Origin of the sequence: Paenibacillus glacialis (assembly GCF_001637205.1) — a bacterium.
Classification (GTDB): Bacteria; Bacillota; Bacilli; order Paenibacillales; family Paenibacillaceae; genus Paenibacillus_AQ; species Paenibacillus_AQ glacialis.
Window position 1 is genome coordinate 264970 of record NZ_LVJH01000007.1, and the last position, 17246, is coordinate 282215.

The following is a 17246-nucleotide window of genomic DNA, read 5'->3' on the forward strand; positions in this document are numbered from 1 at the left end:
AGGCATTTTATGAAACGCTGGATAGACAAAAAAAATTTGCCTTCCTATTCAGAATTCATAATGCGAAGAAACAAGAAACTCGAGAGAAACGAATTCACAGTTTGTAATGATGCTTGAAAAAGGTGAGAAAATTTATCCCTAAATTTCGAGGAACTATATATTACACGAGAATCCAGGCCAACTAGGTTGAAGACTGCCGCCAGTTTATAAGGTAGCCTATTCATCTAAGCTGGTAGGGAAGTATTCTTTTTCATGGAATTCAATAGTATAAGCCTATTGATTAATTAACGTTGTTCTCACAAATTGGCCAATATTCGTGATGGCATGTTGTGCTTCGGGTAACATATAGGCTAAGAAGTGAAACACACTCCACATGTTGTCCCATACTTCGAGCGTGACTTCGACACCTGCATCTCTTGCGAGGTCAGCACAACGAGTCGCATCGCATAATAAGACTTCGTGATCTCCTACTTGGATGAAGAGCGGGGGTAATCCTTTTAAATCCATCCTTAAGGGTGATAACAACAGAGGTACTTCTTGTGACACATCACCTAGATAAGCGCTCAGAATCCTCTGATTAGTCTGTATACTCCCACTAGGATCCAGCTCCGCTCGGCTCTGATATGATTCGCCGTCTAAATGCACGAGATCGGTATGCGGTGAGATAAGAAAGGCACCAGCCGGTAGTACTTCATTAGCATCACGCAAAGAAAGTAATGTCATCAGCGCGAGACTGCCTCCGACAGAATCACCTCCTAATATGATATTGTGGGGCGTGAATCCGTTCTCCATTAACCAAGAATAGGCACTCAGACAATCCTCATTTGCAGCAGGATATGGATACTCTGGTGCTAGGCGGTATTCCAACGTCAATACCTTCACGCCACTAGCTTTCGATATCCTTGAAGCTAGATCTCGATAAAATTCGCAGGTTCCTGAGATAAATCCTCCTCCATGCAAATAAAGAATTACTTGTTTCTCGGTCTCAGGGTTATTATCCACGCTACTGACCCACTCACCTTTTAAGTGCCCGATAGCGACCCTTTCGAACATAATATCAGGAAGTTGAGGGAGGGCCGCTGCTGCGTCCGCCATACCGTTTCGTATTTCCTCAACAGTCTTACCTTCGTAGTTACTGGTTTGACGTAGATAACTTTTGATTCCCTTTAGCTGTTCTAAAGGCGTTCTTTGCACATTAATTCCTCCTACAAGGTTAATAAAGGTATTATAAAACCTGTAGTAAGGTACAAGGTCAAGTTAAGAATTCATATTGAGAGTCTGGAGTACAACCTGAACTTCAGGATCCTTATTTGTTGTTTGCAGACTGGATTTCAAGTGTGACAGCATCGATTTTGTATTCTCTCTCTTGCTAATTTCTTTGTTTATGCTGTTGATTTTTCTATCAATAACATCGATGAAATCAGCAACGCTGATAGAATGGTCTTTACACCTAGTTAAAGCCTTCTTTATTTCTTTTAGTGTAAATCCACAAAGCTTGGCATTTTTTATAAAGGCGAGACGAATGAGGACTTCATCACTATATAATCGATAGCCGGATTCTGAACGTATCGGGGTTTGAATGAGCCCTTGATCTTCGTAATATCTTAAAGTTTCAATATTCACATCTGCCATATTTGCTATTTGTCCACGTAAAAATTCACCCAACAACCACACCTTCTTTCATAATGCCAAAGATAAGATCACGAATATCATAGTATGGATTGTATAAATATGTAAACCGAAGTTATGACGTGCTACACTGATAGAGTGAAAGATTCGTAAGGAGGATAAATAATGGAAATTAGAAAGTTCCGTGATTCGGATATGAGTCAGATTATCTCATTATTTTATGACACAGTGCATACGGTCAATAAACAACATTATACGCAAGCGCAACTTGATGTTTGGGCACCGAGAGATGAAGAGGCGCTTAAACTGACAACTTGGAAAGATTCTTTTAATCACAATGTCACATATATAGCAGAGATCAACGGTATCATCGTTGGGTTTGCTGATATGTCTCAAGAGGGCCATTTAGATAGACTGTATATACATAAAGATTTCCAAAGACAGGGAATAGCTTCATTATTGGTGAACACTCTCGAATTGGAAGCAAGAAGACAAGGTCTTCTTGCGATGGATACAGAAGCAAGCATCACAGCGAAACCATTTTTTGAACATCATGGGTATCGCGTAACTGAACAACAAGTTGTAGAGCGTAGGGGAGTTACATTATCTAATTTTAAGATGATTAAAAATTTGTAGAATAAATAAAATCATTTCATTGTACTAAAACCGTTTTGCCTGTTCGGCAGTCTAATATGGGAAGGGACGGGGTGAAGGCGTGTTACAAGAAGACCTGGTGAAGGCAGCACAACGTGGCGACCATGAGGCGTTTCATCAATTAGTCAGTGGCAATAAGCAGAAACTTTACTCCATCGCTATCTCGTACCTAAAGGACGAGAATGATGCATTGGAAGTTATCCAAGAGACGACATGCAGAGCTTACACGAAGCTTACTAGGCTAAAGGAACCTCGATATTTTCAGACTTGGATGATACGTATCCTTATCCGATGTTGCATTGATGAACAAAAAAGAAAACGTAAAATGATTCAAGTAACCGAGCCGCTTGCTGCGGATCTTGAACTAGATTTCAAATTGAGTATGGAGATGGCAATCAATCTGCTCGCTCCTAAACTGCGTCATATCATCATTCTTAAATATTATGAGAATATGACACTAAGCGAGATCGCCAATCTGTTGGAGAAACCAGAAGGTACAGTGAAGACTTGGCTGAATAAAGCATTAAAGGAACTTCGGATATATTTTTCGAAGGAGGGGGAATACGAATATGTCCAACCCAACTGAACAAGAAACGGACTGTGAACTAGATCATCGAATTGAGACTGCTATTACGGATGGGATTCGGAAAGGGCAAACGGAGATTACGCGTCGGAGAAAACAAAGGCGAAGACGATTAACAGGTTCAATCGTAACAACTTTTCTATTCCTCACATGCCTGTTTACAATTAGGGTATCACCGGTGTTCGCCGCTATGGTCAGGGATATTCCCGGCCTTGAAAAGTTCGTTGATTTGATCAACGATACATCGGATAAAGGTATTAAACTAGCCCTAGATAACGACTTCATTCAACCTGTTGGCGTCTTCGAAGAGCGTGAGGGCATGAAGTTCATGGTTCAAGGAATCATCGCAGATGACTCCCGGATCGTTGTATTCTACGACATTCAATTATCCGACAAGGATAATTCTGCCCTAATAGATAAGATATCTCTGTTGGATGACTCTGGTAAGGAATTTCCAGCCGTCATCAGATTCAATTCTCCCGAGGAAGCGAAGCAAGACATTCGAGAAACGGGATTTCAGCGCGGAACAGCAGATTTTCAACTTGAGGAAGGAACATCCTTACCTAGCGAAGTGATACTAAAAGTGTTACTCAAAAAGTCAGCATTACCGAACTTGTCAAATGTGATATTAGACAAAAGTGAGGGCGAGGAGGGCACACCTGTCATTGAAGGGGATATTAGTGGGACGGAGTTCAATGTGAAAATACCGATTGACCGGGCACGGTTCGCAGGCCTTCAGGAAGAGTATATCATCGGAGAAACCATCAAGATCGAAGGTCAGAGTATCACCTTTGCTAAAGCTGTCGTCTCTCCATTGAGCATATCTTTGTATATAGATTACGACAACGACAATTCAAAACAGGTTTTTGGGCCTGGTGATATTGTGTTGGTCGATGACGAAGGTACTGTTTGGAATAATACTATAGGGGTAATGGTGAAGGATCATCCGGTTTATCATTTTGAGAGTCCATATTTTAGGGAACCTAAGTCACTGACTATTAAGGGGAGCTGGTTTCGTGCCTTAGACAAAAACAAGCTGTCTGTGATTGTTGACACGGAGAAAGGTCAGCTGCTCCAGGCTCCGGACGGAAAGCTTAATTACCGAGGGTTAACAAATGTAGATAAAAATATGAAACTAGATTTTTCCCTTAATGGGCTCGATCCAGCAGATAAGATGATGTATTCTTTATTATTTGAAGAGGAGTTTACTGACGCTGCTGGGATCGGGTACAAGAAGACCTACCTTGAGGGGAGTACTACTACTGGATATTTCAGAGGGTCAAGTACGGTAGAGCAACATTCGCTGCAATATATATAGAATAATTTCTATCAACAACCGCTTACCTTCACGCTATACGACTATCCTGCATATATCCGTAAGCCATATAAGATTCGTATAAAGTGAAATAATCGTTAGCTCCACTCACATTGATAGTTTCTTCAGTCGTCACCATGAGTGACGACATTTATTTGTATCGCGCCAAGAGGTCAGAATTCTCTAATGGTGAGCTACATATTATCAAAGTAATATGCCTTGTGAATGGATTCCGTAATGTAGATGCAGATCAAGTTTGAACAAGGTATGATGAAATCATCCTTCTTAAGGAATACAGTCCTTCTTGTGGAAGCTCAATGATTTGGTACATTTGAAGGCAAGAAAATCGTTGGAAATGGTGTAACGACCGCTTTACTTATAAGAAACGGTTTAAGAGTGATTTCGGAAGAGAACCTATCGGATTTTCTTGATGATCTGTAAAGGATACTTATTCCATTGACAGTCAGCTAGTTTTCAATTATGCTTTACAAGAATTATTTTTAAATATCACAAACTCAGTTTTTTTGAGAGACGAAATTTTTAAAAGGGAAACCTTTTTTTCAGTCGTCATCTGTCCTTAGGACAGGTGGCGATTTTTATTTTTTAATAGAAGGAGTGTTTAGTTTGAATTTATTGAAATATTCAATTTTTGCAATTTTAGGAGCAATATCGTATGGGACATTGTCGACGATGGTTAAGCTTGGATTTAAGGACGGTTTTACTTCTGGAGAATTAATTGGAAGCCAATATTTGATCGGCTGGGTCATTATTGCTGCTATATATCTGTTCTCATTTAACTACAAGATTTCATGGAAGAACGTAGGGCAACTCTTGCTTACGGGTTTAATGACCGCTTTAGTAGGTATAACCTACGCGGTCTCTGTATCTGAATTACCTGCATCTATAGCGGTTGTATTCCTGTTCCAATTCACTTGGATAGGCGTTGTTATTGAAAGTATAATGACTAGAACATTGCCAAGTAAGAGTAAATTGGTCGCCATCTTCTTATTAGTGATAGGTACATTACTGGCGGGGGCTATCTTTAATCAATCCTTATCTGCATTGAGTATGAAAGGCGTATTGTTTGGGCTACTTGCTGCCTTATTCTTTGCACTTTATATGGTACTTTCTTCAAAAGTTGCAACGCAGGAAGCGGCTCCAAAAAGGTTGTTTTTTATTAGTACCGGAGCGTTCTTAACGATATCCCTTACAACAAATCCGGTACACCTTGTAACCCAACTAACAGAGACAAGTCTTTGGAGATATGGTTTGCTACTTGGGGTGTTAGGTGTCGTAGTTCCGTTCTTTTTATTTGCAATTAGTATGCCTAAAATAGGAGCAGGTCTAGGAACGATCCTATGTGCAGCAGAATTACCTTCAGCAATGGTAGTATCTGTCATATTCTTGGGAGAATTGGTTACGCCTCTGCAATGGAGCGGGATGTTCTTGATTGTACTAGGAATCATGGCACCAGATATAATAAAGAGGATCTCAGTCACACACCGATCAGGGGAAAAGTTGCTACCTTACAATAGCCAAGGATGATCACAATGTAAATTATGATATGATAGCCATGGTAAATATTTCTGCAATCTATGATTGAGAAATAGAGCCGTTGCGTATTTTCAAACTAACCTTCAGGGGGAACAATGAAATATGGTGTTCTGGGTGTGGAAATGGAAACGACTGCTATCTATACACTAGCGGCGAAGAGACAACCTCTGAAGAACGCCAGACTACATGTAATGATATGATAGAAGTTGCACTTGATACAGCTATCAAATTGAATTTTTTTATTTGGGCGCGTATGTTATGAAATAGCCTTTAAAATAGAGACTGAGCGAGGATATCCTTGTTCAGTCTTTTTCTGGATTTAATGAGACATAAACGTACTGAATTGGAACATGGGAATAATATTTTCATAAGGAGTGCAGGGGACATGATAAAATAGACGTCTAAGATTAGGGGAAGGAGAGGAGAACTATTGACGAGGATAAAATCATAGAAGATATTCTTCAAGGGGACGCTACAGCATTTCGATTCATTGTAGATCAATATAGTAAACATATATTCCATACAACATACTCCGTATTGCGCGATGTAAAGGATGCAGAAGATGTTGCTCAAGAGACTTTTATCCAGATCTATAAGTCTCTTTCTCAATATCGATCCCAAGGGTTTAAATCGTGGATTACACGAATTGCAATGAACAAGGCCATTGATCTGAAACGAAAGAAAACGCGGCGAGGCGAAGATAAGCAATATCCTGTGTTCGATATGGAATTAATTCCTTCCGATGAGGAAGATCCGTTAAACCGTACGATTCGCAAAGAAAAGAAGGAACTCTTTAAGCAGAAGTTACAGACGATTCCTGATAACCATAGGGTTGTACTTACGGCATTCTATTTAGAGGAGAAGAATTACGAACAAATCGCGCAAGAACTAGAAGTAAAGCCGAAGACGGTAGAATCTAAATTGTATCGGGCAAGAGAGTGGATTCGGAAGAAATGGAAGGAGGAAGATTGGAAATGAAACATTTAAGCGTGGAAGATAAGCGAAGATTAGGACAACTTTATATCAATGGTGGCTGTACGATGGAACAAGAGCAGTATTGGGAAACGTTACTACTTGAAGATACTGAAGCGATGGATTTACATATCCAACTTCTATCTTCCGTGGAACTAAGTATGCCGGATATGATGGATTCAATACAATTTACGGATAACGTCATGAATAGAATATCTGTTCATCTCTATAAACAAGACGAGAGATACATTGAATATCGACGACGGTGGTTCGAACATCCGATCTTCCATTATGCTGTGGCTGCATGTGTGACTTTGTTATTCTTGTCTACCGGGCTTTTTGATAAATTAGTTACTGGGGATTTAAATGTTATAGCTAAAGAACAGAAACAGACGACGCCTTACAGCGAACAGATGATGGATATTACAGTGACTTGGCTTGACCAATTGAAACGATAAATGACTTGAAAGGATGGATCGATGTGCAGAATGAACGAAATGGATTTTATGCTTTTATATTAAATATGATCCCCGGATTAGGGCATTATTTCTTGGGAAGAAAAACGAGAGGATTTCTATATCCCTTAATGTTCTTTGGATGTATGGGTTTCAGTTTTTTGTTGTTGTTGGTTAGTAATGAGGAGGGATTTATAGGTGTTGGATTCGGAGGTGGACTATTCTTCTGGTGTATTAGCATGCTAGATTTAATAATCTTCTTACTAAGAAGGCCATCTTCACCGCAGATTGCATCACAATTGAGAAATGAACTAGGTCATGCAATTGATGAACATGGAAACTTGATCAGTGAACCAACCATTATGAAAAGCGAGCATAGTGAGCGTTTTTACACGATTCTACTATCATTTATCCCAGGGTTAGGCCATCTTCAATTAGGTTTGATGCAGCGAGGATTATCTTTTCTAGTGGCATTCTTCGGGTTGTTGACGATCATGATGTTCGTTACAGGGATTACAAGTTCATCGGTATTCATGTTGTTTCTCGGTGTGCTCCCCATTATTTGGTTATATTGTATGTTTGATGTTGTACAACAAATGAATCGGAAGCAGGCAGGGGAGAATTTATTTGATCGAACATTATTTGAGGAATTTGAAGAAGGACGAGAAGAAGGTAAACGTAGTAAAATATTAGTGACGTTGTTGTCTGCCTTTCCTGGTGCGGGACATATGTATCTCGGCTTGCAAAAGAGAGGGTTACAACTGATGGTATTGTTCTTGGGTTCCATCTATATTCTAGATATTCTCAGACTTTCGCTATTCATGTTTCTCATTCCCGTTATTTGGTTCTATAGTTTCTTTGATGGACTACAACAGGCCTCTCGTTATGGGAAAGAGCCTCTTGTTGATCGTCCGCTTGTTGAAGGAATCGACAATCATCGTGGGTTGATAGGTATAGCATTAGTATTACTAGGATTGTATTATTTAGGTACGCAATTCATTTTTCCTTTGTTGGATGCGTGGTTCCCTGAATTCCGTATTGACTATCGATTCCGTACGTATATCCAAACCTTCATCGTGTCGTTACTATTTATCGGTGGTGGACTGAGGCTTGCGCTCGGGAATAAGAAGTTGAACAAGAAATCGGATCAAGTTCGACCTCGTCGTTAACGTATTTGATATAAATGTAGGAGGTATTTCATGACAACAGCATTAGTATTAGGTGGGACACGATTCTTTGGAAAGAAATTAGTAGAGCTCCTCTTAAAAGAAGGCGTGGAGGTAACGATCGCTACTAGAGGGATTACTTCGGATGCTTTTGGAGATCGAGTTCAACGTCTTGTCGTAGATCGAGAGAGTTATGATTCCTTATTACAAGCTACCGCAGGTTCTGAGTGGGATGTCATATACGATAATATTTGTTATTCTCCACAAGAAGCATGGAATGCCTGTGAAGTGTTTGCAGGTAAGGTGAAGAGATATATTAATACATCAAGCATCTCCATATATGAACCCAATCCTAATGAACACATAGAAACAGAAGTGGATCCAACTACGTATCCTATAAAGATGGGAACACGCTCAGATTTCGACTATGGTGTGGGTAAAAGACTAGCTGAAGCCGTATTTGCACAACATGCCACATTCCCTGTGTGTAGTGTTCGATTTACCTTTGTCGTGGGTGAAGATGATTATACTAGGCGTCTTGAATTTCACATCGATCGGATTAAGAATGGGACACCGATACATATTCCTTCCTTAGATGCAAAGATTAACTTCATCTCTTCGGATGAAGCGGCATCATTCCTATGTTGGCTTAAGGATCAATCGCTTACTGGACCACTAAATGCCTGCGCCACAGGTGAGATATCATTAGCAGAGATGATCGCATTGATGGAACAAGCAGTGGGCAAGACAGCCATTATAGATCAACATACAGAGGATTCGAATCACTCACCTTATGGTGTGGAACAATCGTTCTTCAGTAGCAATGCTAAGGCAGTTGAAGCAGGATTCCCCTTCACATCATTAAATTCGTGGTTCCCAGTTCTAATTCGTCAATTGGCGCGAACAACATTATAGATGTTTGATTGAAAAGAAGCATCCCATTCCTAGTTGAAGGAATGGGATGCTTTTGTGTCACTATCTCTTAGGAACATTATTCAGAAGCAAACCGCGATACAAATATTCAAAAATAAATTCAAATGCCTCTAAGTGTCTCTTAGCTTCAAAAGCATTCTTACCCCAGGCACAGATACCATGATTCTGTAACAATATGCCAGGTACCGCAGGATTAAGCACACCAGGAACTTCTGCTGCAATACTTGGAATGTTTGCATAATTAGGGATAACTGGAATGGCAATCTCAGCATTCTCTTCCCAGATGTTGAAAGCTTTAATCAGTTCAATACCTTGAGCTTTAACAACCCCCGTCTGACCAAGCCATTCGCTAATCAGGTTGTTGTATACGGTATGTACGTGGAACACCGCACCGCAACCAGTCAATCGATATATTTCACAATGGATCAGTGTTTCGGCACTGGGTTTGAGTGTAGTTGTTTCACACGCTTGACCGTTCTGATCTACGAATAAAAAGTCCTGAGGCGTATTCACAGATTTATCTTTACCGCTTGCAGTTACCGCGAAATGAAATTGATCCTCTTGAAATTCCCCAACTCGAATGGATAAATTACCGCTTGTTCCAGGGAACCAATTACGCTCTGCAAATAGGGTTTTTACTTTTCGTAGGTCATCAAGCGCCTGTTGTTTTTCTTCTAAGGTGATATCCTCAAAGCTCATGATTTCAGCACTCCTTATTCTTGTTTCAGTTGCATATCTTTTAAGATGTCATGAAAAGTCTCATAAGGAACATGGTCTACACCAAGCTCTTCACATTTCGTAGTGAGGTGGGAGCGGGAATAGACAAGATCAGCAATTTTGGCACCTTCGAAATCAGTTAGGCTATCTCCAATAAGGATTCGGAAATAAGATTCCTCTGGAAACATTCGCATCACTGTTGTTTTACACATGCCGCACCCACTCTTGCAAGGAGGAAGACATGGATTGGGCCAAGTGATTTCCATTTGTTCACCTGTAAAGTCAGCACCATTGCAATAGATATGATCCGCAGGAATGCCAAATGGTTTCAGCATAGGATGGATGAAGAAATCCATACCACCACTAGTGACATTGAATTCAATATTCTCAGCTTCAAGATAGTGGAGAAAGTCTTGGAAACCTTCGCGTATCCCAGCGGTATTTAGTACGAAAGAGGTAAGTTCTTCTTTTTGGCTAGAAGGTATGAGAGCGAACATAGCTCCTACACCTACTTTAAGCGTTAACCGTTGCTTAATTGTATCTTCAACAATAGCCTCATAACCAGCGGGTTTGAATTGGTTCATAATCGCAACAATATTATCTGTAATTGTGATAGTACCGTCGAAATCGCAAAAGATGACGGTTTTCTTAGGTGATGTCATTATTTTCCTCCCCAGATGTTCAATGCTGTTTGTAGTTCAGGAAATGAATGTGCATAGTCGGATAAAGGGATGTTGTGTGTAGCTGCATCAATGGCTTGTAAAAAAGCACGTCCGCCTGCAGCCGTACCCATTGGATGACCGTGAATACCGCCACCTGCATTGACTACGACATCCATGCCGAAATCTTGTAGTATGACCGGTACGAGGCCGGGATGAATTCCAGCAGAAGGAACAGGCATACTTGTTTTTATAGATAAATCTGAGCTTATAAGTTCATCTCGGATCGCTAAATTCTCATCGCGAGGCATCGTGACAGATCCATATGGAGAAGGGAAAAGTACTAGATCGGCACCAGCTAGGCGCATTAACTGTCCAAGAAGTACTGACGCTGAAATACCATAATGAGGTGAAGGGTACATTGCCCCAGCCAATGCAGGATGTGCTGCAATCGGAACGGTAATCTCCGGATCACTACTTAGCTCATGCAGGACATCATAACCATAAGACAGGACATTGAACAGTAAAGCGTTAGCCCCAGCATCGATAGCTCTTAGTGCTTGCTGTTTCAGATCAGACGTGCGTCCGGTTAAGTTCGTAGCGTAAAGAAGTTTTTTACCTGTTTCTTTACTCGCTTCTTCCGCAGCTCTAGCACAAATCTCGACACGTTTCTCAATAGGTGTTAGTTCATTCTCGAACAAAATCTCATCATCTTTGATGAGATCGACACCGCCCAAAGCTTGAAGGGTGAATTGCTCACGAAGTTCATCTAGATTAAGCCCTATGACAGATTTAAAGATACTCATTAGGAGTGGGCGATTGTGTACATCAAGTTGTTGTCTGATGCCTTCAATTCCAAATTTAGGACCTGGAAAAGCTGACTGAAATGATTCTGAGAATCCGAGCTTAATTAATTTGATTCGTCCATCCATAGAGATTTTACCAAATACGGTGACAAGAAGTGCTGGAATATCACGGCTGAAATTGACATCTGGGTAGGCAATGGTGATGTCCGCATACCGATCTGCGTCTGATAAGTCTTCATGTACATCGACATGTAATACTTGGCCTAGATGCTTTTGCATGGCGGTACGTTTCGCTTGAGGTAATTCGGTCCAACTTCCTACCGTTAATCCAACAGCGATCGATTCTGCCTTTTTATGAAAATCCGCTTTCGGATCATGCAATCTATACGTAGCTGTGCAATAACTCATTTAAATTTCCTCCTCAAGTGCCGCGCCCATTTCACGTGAGCGTTCACTGCAACGATTGACAGCGGCAATAACATCTTCGAAAAAATCACCTTCGTCAAGCACACTAATCGCGGCTTGGGTAGATCCGTTAGGTGAAGTGACTTTCGCTCTCAGAGCGCTAGGTGCTTCACCCGTTTGTTGTACCATTCGAGCAGCACCAAGTACCGTTTGAATCGTCAATTCCGTGCATTGTTCTTGGGTTAGACCACCACGAACCCCTGCAGCAATCATCGCTTCCATCATATAGTAGATATAAGCGGGGCCACTGCCCGAAATTCCAGTCAATAAGTCCATATTCTTCTCTTCAATGATCGTGATCGTGCCAACAGCTTCAAATAAAGTCGTAACAATACGTTGTTGATCTTCAGTCACTTCAGTAGAGAACGAAATTCCAGTGGCGCCAAGACCAATTGAACTAGACGTATTCGGCATCGTGCGAGCGATAGGTTGATTGCGACCTAATAGGCGCTGCATAGTGCTGATCGATAGACCTGCGATAACAGATACAATCAACTGGTCTTCTGAAAGCAGAGGTCCTAGTTGTTGGAGAGCCGCAGCAGCATCTTTGGGTTTCATCGCTAGGACAATAACCGAAGAACTCTGCAGGATACCGATCTTGGCTGATTCATCATTGCTGGTCTTAACTTGATATAACTTCTGCAATTCTTCAAGACGTACAGCATTACTGCGATTAAGCATCATAATATTGGAAGGCAGAACCACGGACCGCGCAATAAGACCGCGTACGATAGCTTCTGCCATCGATCCTGCGCCATAAAAAGTAATATTATTCTGAATTGCGTACTGTTGTTGGCTCATGATTCAATCCTCCATGTCGGAATTATCGACGAATTTGTCCGTTACCGTAGATTCTATATTTCGTAGAAGTGAGTGAAGGGAGTCCCATTGGGCCCCGAGCGTGTAACTTTTGAGTGCTGATTCCAATCTCTGCTCCAAATCCGAATTCGAATCCGTCCGTGAACCGAGTAGAAGCATTATGATATACTGCTGCAGCATCAACCTCTTGGATGAACAAAGCAGCCTGATCTTTATCTTCCGTAACGATACATTCAGAGTGTTGCGTTCCATGTTGTGCAATATGATCAAGCGCTTCTTGGATCGTGTTGACTATTTGGACATTCAAAATGTAATCATTATATTCCGTAGAGTAATCTTCTTCGGTAGCGAGGGTAGCCCAAGGGATGATCGCAAGCGTTTCTTCACATCCACGAATTTCTACGTTGGATTCCTTGAATTGCTCTGCTAGAGATGCAAGATGGCGTGCAGCGAAATCTTGATGAACGATAAGGGTCTCCATCGAATTACAGACGGATGGACGTTGAACTTTGGCGTTTAAGCTGATATCCGATGCCATAGTAGGATCAGCCGATGCATCTAAATACGTATGACATACACCAGCGCCTGTTTCGATGACTGGGACAGTGGCATTCTCAACAACATTCTGGATAAGAGATCTGCCACCGCGTGGAATCACAACGTCTAGTAATCCTTTGAGCTTCAACATTTCATCGACAGATGCGCGATTCGGATCTTCGATAATTTGTAGGGCATCCACAGGGATAGCTGATAGGGCAAGTGCACGATGCAGCACTTCAATAATTTGACGGTTGGATGATATAGCGGAAGAGCCACCGCGCAGGACAACTGCGTTACCCGTCTTAAGACAAAGACCAGCAGCATCGACAGTTACATTCGGACGAGCTTCATATATGATACCAATTACGCCAAGTGGAACACGAACTTTATCGATCGTAAGACCGTTAGGACGATCTAACGCTTCTAGTACGTCACCAATAGGATCTGGAAGATCAATAATCTGCTCTAAACCTTCAGCCATAGCGTTGATGCGTTCCGGATTCAATGCCAGTCGGTCGAGTAGAGAAGGGACCGTACCCTGCTGACGTCCGCGTTCAAGATCTTCAAGATTCGCACTTAGAATTAGCTCTTGTTCCTGTCTAAGCGCCTGAGCCATCAGTTGCAACGCCTCATTCTTCTGATGAGTATCCAAGCGATTCAGTACAGTAGCAGCAGCTTTCGCAAGCGTTGCCTTTTCTCTTACTTCACTTTTGTTCATGGGATAACCTCCTGAAATTTTTTAGCGTTACTTTCAGATTACCTTCGTAAAAAATTGCATCGTAAGCATGAGCTTAAGTTTTTGAGCATATCATCATTGATCTGCTTCGAAGAAACTACTTCGGAAGCATGGTGTTATTTTTTAGCGTTACTTTCAGATTACCTTCGTAAAAAATTGCATCGTAAGCATGAGCTTAAGTTTTTGAGCATATCATCGTCGAACTACTTCGAAAAAACTACTTCGGAAGCATAAGCTATAATCTAAAACTTCTAACCTCATTGAGCTATAGGGGTTCTAATCCTTAATTAGTAGTGCTTTCAAAAAAGTTGGATCAAGCTGAAGCCTAGCGAAGGGGACGGAATTATCCTGAAGGAGCGATAGCGTTCGCCTTTGCAATTGGATTTCTACCGCGATAAGCGGTATATAATCAAGAAACCCAATTACAACAGCGAGCGAAAGGATAATCCGTCACCGTAGCGGTCATCCTATGCATACAATTTTTCAAACGCTAATTATAGTGCTGTGCCCCTATTTCAATGTAATCCACTCGTCCCGATGAACAACCTCTAACCGATGAATACTATCAATCTTCTGATATACATCTGAACTGGACATGCCGCAGACTTGGCGTAATTGATCATCATCATAATTAATGACGCCTCTTCCGATGACTACAGCTTCCGTATTAAGTACTTCTACGACATCTCCTGCATGGAAATGACCTTCCACTTGTTTAACACCAACAGGTAGTAGACTATGTCCGCCATGAATTAGTGCCTTTTCGGCACCTGTATCGACAATAATCGAACCAAGTGGTGTTGACATGAAGCCAAGCCATTGTTTTTTCATAGATAGGGAGGATAGTTTAGTATCGAAATAAGTTCCACGTCCTTGACCGTCTACAGCGTTCTGAAGATCTCCATGTGCTGTAACCTTCCCTATGAAGACTGGGACACCGCCTCGTGTTGCTATTTTGGCCGCATCTACTTTGGAGCGCATGCCACCTGTACCGAGTGAGGAACCAGCACCACCTGCAATTGCGTAAATTTCCTCCGTTATTTCAGTCACATGACTGTAACGAACAGCATCTGGATGCTTGCGAGGATCACCACTATAAAGACCGTCCATATCCGTGAGGATTAAGAGATGGCGTGCTTTCACTAAATTGGCGACAAGGGCGGATAAGGTGTCATTATCACCGAATTTCAGTTCATCAACAGATACGGTATCATTTTCATTAACAATAGGGATGACACCTTGTTTCAACAATTCTTCAACAGTCATACCAGCATTATTCATCCGTTTACGGCTGCAGAAATCGGTTCGTGTAAGTAGTAACTGCGCGGTGACAATGCCATGGGCAGCGAAGGCTTGTTGATAGGCTTGCATGAGTAGTGCCTGACCTACCGCAGCAGCAGCTTGTTTCTCATGTAACAATCGAGGACGAGCGTTATAACCAATCTCACGGAAGCCTGCTGCAACCGCACCTGATGTGACTAATAGTACTTCGTGACCTGCCGCTCTCAAGCCTGCCATTTCTCTAGCGAAAAATATGATAGCTTCTCGGTTCAATGCTCCTTCGACAGAGGTAAGGGAGCTACTTCCAATTTTGACGACGATACGGGACGACACAACAATCACTTCCTCATTAAAGATCAATTTTACAACAATAAATACAAAAAAACCTTCATCCTTTACGAGCAAAGGACGAAAGTTATAGCTTCCGCGGTACCACCTTTATTGATGAGTAGATCATCCAACTTAATAACCTTGTAACAGAAGGTACTGTCCCGCATGATGGTGCAGGCCGCTCAGGGGTAGGGTTCGATAAGGATTCACGGTAAACTCTCTCAGCCAAGGAATTTACTCTCTATAAGCGTGCACAGCCTTACTTAATGGTCCCGTCAACACGTTTTCATATATAAAGGATAGGTTTATTTTCAAATAGGATACCATGTAAATGAACCCTTTGCAAAAGATTAAGAGAAGATGCCTAGTTTACCAATCCGTGAGGCTGCTTCTTGCAGTCTAGCCTCGGAGCTAAGTAACCCAATACGTACATAACCTTCTCCACAGCTACCGAATCCTACACCTGGCGCGACAGCTACTTTAGCTTCCTTAAGAAGGAGATCTGAGAAGGAAACGGAAGTATGCCCCTCAGGAACAGGTAACCAACTAAAGAAAGATCCACTCGGTCTATCTGTGTGCCAACCTATTTCATCTAATGCACTGTGTAGCGCATTCCGTCTCGATTCATACCGAGCCACTAGCTCATGAACACAATCCTGAGAAGAAGTGAGTGCGACTGCTGCGGCAGATTGGATACCGCCGAATAAACTGACATACATATGATCCTGAAGAGAATTAATGTGTGAGATCACTTCGGCATTACCAAGAGCAAATCCTACACGCCATCCAGCCATATTATACGTTTTGGAAAGGGTATATAACTCGATTCCTACTTCTTTAGCACCTGGTGCTTGAAGGAAGCTGACAGGCTGCTTACCATCGAATCCGATAGCTCCATAAGCGAAATCACTGGCTACGATAATTTTGTTCTTTGCAGCGAATTTTACGGTTTCTTCATAGAAAGAAAGTGGAGCCGTTGCAGAGGTTGGGTTGTTAGGATAATTCAGGAACATGAGCTTAGCGCGAGCTTTATCTTCTTCACTAATCTGATTGTAATCAGGTAAGAATTCATTCTCTTTGAGAAGAGGCATGAAGGACATTTCAGCACGTGCTAGCGCTACACCCGACCAATAATCTGGATATCCTGGGTCTGGTACAAGGCAGAGATCGCCTGGATTAAGAACCACTTGAGGTAACTCTACAAGCCCTGTTTTACCCCCGAATAGAATAGCGACTTCAGTCTCAGGATCAAGAACAACACCGTAATCCTCGAGATATCGTGTAGCAATGGCTTCTTTTAGAAAAGAATAACCCGTAAAAGGAGGGTACTTGTGATAAAGCGGGTTAGCCGCCGCATTTTGTAACTCTTTCACAATATGTTCTGGTGTTGGTGTATCGGGATTGCCTTGTCCTAGATTAATGACATCATGGCCCTCGGCAATTTCACGATTGACTTTCTGAACTAAATTAGCGAAAAATTGACTAGGTAGTCCCTTGATAACATCGGCCGGTTCGATGTGAAAGGCTGAGACGGTATTCTGGTTGTTTGGCTGACTGGTCATCCTTAATCACACTACTCTCTTAAAAATATAGTAAATTTAATTTATCATCATTTAACCGAGCTGTATAGGT

18 protein-coding genes and 2 pseudogenes are annotated in these 17246 nt (G+C 41.7%); 11 read left to right on the plus strand and 9 right to left on the minus strand.

Features of this window, described 5'->3' with window-relative positions:
- The first annotated feature begins 17 nt into the window (after positions 1-17).
- Positions 18-107, plus strand: a complete 90-nt coding sequence (locus tag PGLA_RS26595) for a YdeI/OmpD-associated family protein (protein WP_245699756.1) — start codon at positions 18-20, stop codon at positions 105-107.
- Between the two features lie 166 nt (positions 108-273).
- Here the strand turns inward: PGLA_RS26595 and PGLA_RS06620 are convergent, their stop codons facing one another.
- Both PGLA_RS06620 and PGLA_RS06625 read right to left on the minus strand, forming a co-directional pair.
- The gene (locus tag PGLA_RS06620) at positions 274-1194 is read right to left on the minus strand and encodes an alpha/beta hydrolase (protein WP_084410794.1); all 921 of its coding nucleotides are present in this window, start codon (positions 1192-1194) and stop codon (positions 274-276) included.
- 63 nt (positions 1195-1257) lie between these two features.
- Complete coding sequence (locus PGLA_RS06625; protein WP_068530569.1) at positions 1258-1665, minus strand: MerR family transcriptional regulator; 408 nt, start codon at positions 1663-1665, stop codon at positions 1258-1260.
- A gap of 129 nt (positions 1666-1794) precedes the next feature.
- Here PGLA_RS06625 and PGLA_RS06630 point away from each other — a divergent pair, with 129 nt between their 5' ends.
- The 10 genes and pseudogenes from PGLA_RS06630 (at position 1795) to PGLA_RS06665 (ending at position 9243) form a co-directional block, all read left to right on the plus strand.
- A complete protein-coding gene (locus PGLA_RS06630; RefSeq protein ID WP_068530572.1) occupies positions 1795-2265 on the plus strand; it encodes a GNAT family N-acetyltransferase in 471 nt (156 codons plus the stop codon).
- Between the two features lie 79 nt (positions 2266-2344).
- Positions 2345-2869 (plus strand): sigma-70 family RNA polymerase sigma factor, encoded by a 525-nt coding sequence (locus tag PGLA_RS06635; RefSeq protein WP_068530575.1) that lies wholly within the window; start codon positions 2345-2347, stop codon positions 2867-2869.
- Complete coding sequence (locus tag PGLA_RS06640) at positions 2853-4184, plus strand: DUF4179 domain-containing protein (RefSeq protein WP_068530578.1); 1332 nt, start codon at positions 2853-2855, stop codon at positions 4182-4184. The genes PGLA_RS06635 and PGLA_RS06640 overlap by 17 nt, the downstream gene beginning before the upstream one ends.
- Positions 4185-4456: 272 nt before the next feature.
- Positions 4457-4622, plus strand: a pseudogene (locus PGLA_RS28790) (2-thiouracil desulfurase family protein); the annotation flags it as partial.
- Positions 4623-4805: 183 nt separating this feature from the next.
- On the plus strand, positions 4806-5726 hold the full coding sequence (locus PGLA_RS06645; protein WP_068530581.1) for an EamA family transporter: 921 nt from the start codon (positions 4806-4808) through the stop codon (positions 5724-5726).
- Positions 5727-5833: 107 nt separating this feature from the next.
- Positions 5834-5997, plus strand: a pseudogene (locus PGLA_RS28795) (hypothetical protein); the annotation flags it as partial.
- Positions 5998-6272: 275 nt separating this feature from the next.
- Positions 6273-6713, plus strand: a complete 441-nt coding sequence (locus tag PGLA_RS06650) for an RNA polymerase sigma factor (RefSeq protein ID WP_425415346.1) — start codon at positions 6273-6275, stop codon at positions 6711-6713.
- On the plus strand, positions 6710-7165 hold the full coding sequence (locus PGLA_RS06655) for a hypothetical protein (RefSeq protein ID WP_068530587.1): 456 nt from the start codon (positions 6710-6712) through the stop codon (positions 7163-7165). The genes PGLA_RS06650 and PGLA_RS06655 overlap by 4 nt, the downstream gene beginning before the upstream one ends.
- 23 nt (positions 7166-7188) lie before the next feature.
- Entirely contained in the window at positions 7189-8331 is a 1143-nt protein-coding gene (locus PGLA_RS06660; RefSeq protein ID WP_068530589.1) for a hypothetical protein, read from the plus strand.
- A gap of 30 nt (positions 8332-8361) precedes the next feature.
- Positions 8362-9243: an NAD-dependent epimerase/dehydratase family protein gene (locus tag PGLA_RS06665; RefSeq protein ID WP_068530590.1), complete on the plus strand. Its 882-nt coding sequence runs from the start codon at positions 8362-8364 to the stop codon at positions 9241-9243.
- 60 nt (positions 9244-9303) lie between these two features.
- On the opposite strand, the gene mtnB is transcribed toward PGLA_RS06665, so the two are convergent.
- From mtnB to PGLA_RS06700, 7 genes are all read right to left on the minus strand, one after another.
- On the minus strand, positions 9304-9960 hold the full coding sequence (gene mtnB / locus PGLA_RS06670; RefSeq protein WP_068530593.1) for a methylthioribulose 1-phosphate dehydratase: 657 nt from the start codon (positions 9958-9960) through the stop codon (positions 9304-9306).
- 14 nt (positions 9961-9974) lie between these two features.
- Complete coding sequence (locus PGLA_RS06675) at positions 9975-10640, minus strand: 2-hydroxy-3-keto-5-methylthiopentenyl-1-phosphate phosphatase (RefSeq protein ID WP_068530596.1); 666 nt, start codon at positions 10638-10640, stop codon at positions 9975-9977.
- Positions 10640-11851, minus strand: a complete 1212-nt coding sequence (locus PGLA_RS06680; RefSeq protein ID WP_068530599.1) for a 2,3-diketo-5-methylthiopentyl-1-phosphate enolase — start codon at positions 11849-11851, stop codon at positions 10640-10642. Before PGLA_RS06680 ends, PGLA_RS06675 begins: the two co-directional genes overlap by 1 nt.
- Complete coding sequence (gene proC, locus PGLA_RS06685; protein ID WP_068530602.1) at positions 11852-12709, minus strand: pyrroline-5-carboxylate reductase; 858 nt, start codon at positions 12707-12709, stop codon at positions 11852-11854. It abuts the gene before it with no gap.
- Between the two features lie 22 nt (positions 12710-12731).
- Positions 12732-13985: a glutamate-5-semialdehyde dehydrogenase gene (locus PGLA_RS06690; RefSeq protein WP_068530605.1), complete on the minus strand. Its 1254-nt coding sequence runs from the start codon at positions 13983-13985 to the stop codon at positions 12732-12734.
- A gap of 528 nt (positions 13986-14513) precedes the next feature.
- On the minus strand, positions 14514-15617 hold the full coding sequence (proB, locus tag PGLA_RS06695; RefSeq protein ID WP_068531331.1) for a glutamate 5-kinase: 1104 nt from the start codon (positions 15615-15617) through the stop codon (positions 14514-14516).
- 347 nt (positions 15618-15964) lie between these two features.
- Positions 15965-17176 carry a pyridoxal phosphate-dependent aminotransferase gene (locus tag PGLA_RS06700; protein ID WP_068530608.1) on the minus strand — a complete coding sequence of 404 codons (1212 nt, stop codon included), beginning with the start codon at positions 17174-17176 and terminating at the stop codon, positions 15965-15967.
- Positions 17177-17246 lie beyond the last annotated feature (70 nt).

What these genes read in the sequence shown, in the direction of transcription:
- PGLA_RS06630 (WP_068530572.1), top strand. Translation starts at nt 1,795, where the DNA reads ATGGAAATTAGAAAGTTCCGTGATTCGGATATGAGTCAGATTATCTCA.
- PGLA_RS06640 (WP_068530578.1), top strand. Translation starts at nt 2,853, where the DNA reads ATGTCCAACCCAACTGAACAAGAAACGGACTGTGAACTAGATCATCGA.
- PGLA_RS06655 (WP_068530587.1), top strand. Translation starts at nt 6,710, where the DNA reads ATGAAACATTTAAGCGTGGAAGATAAGCGAAGATTAGGACAACTTTAT.
- PGLA_RS06665 (WP_068530590.1), top strand. Translation starts at nt 8,362, where the DNA reads ATGACAACAGCATTAGTATTAGGTGGGACACGATTCTTTGGAAAGAAA.
- mtnB (WP_068530593.1), bottom strand. Translation starts at nt 9,960, where the DNA reads ATGAGCTTTGAGGATATCACCTTAGAAGAAAAACAACAGGCGCTTGAT.
- PGLA_RS06675 (WP_068530596.1), bottom strand. Translation starts at nt 10,640, where the DNA reads ATGACATCACCTAAGAAAACCGTCATCTTTTGCGATTTCGACGGTACT.
- PGLA_RS06680 (WP_068530599.1), bottom strand. Translation starts at nt 11,851, where the DNA reads ATGAGTTATTGCACAGCTACGTATAGATTGCATGATCCGAAAGCGGAT.
- proC (WP_068530602.1), bottom strand. Translation starts at nt 12,709, where the DNA reads ATGAGCCAACAACAGTACGCAATTCAGAATAATATTACTTTTTATGGC.
- PGLA_RS06690 (WP_068530605.1), bottom strand. Translation starts at nt 13,985, where the DNA reads ATGAACAAAAGTGAAGTAAGAGAAAAGGCAACGCTTGCGAAAGCTGCT.
- PGLA_RS06700 (WP_068530608.1), bottom strand. Translation starts at nt 17,176, where the DNA reads ATGACCAGTCAGCCAAACAACCAGAATACCGTCTCAGCCTTTCACATC.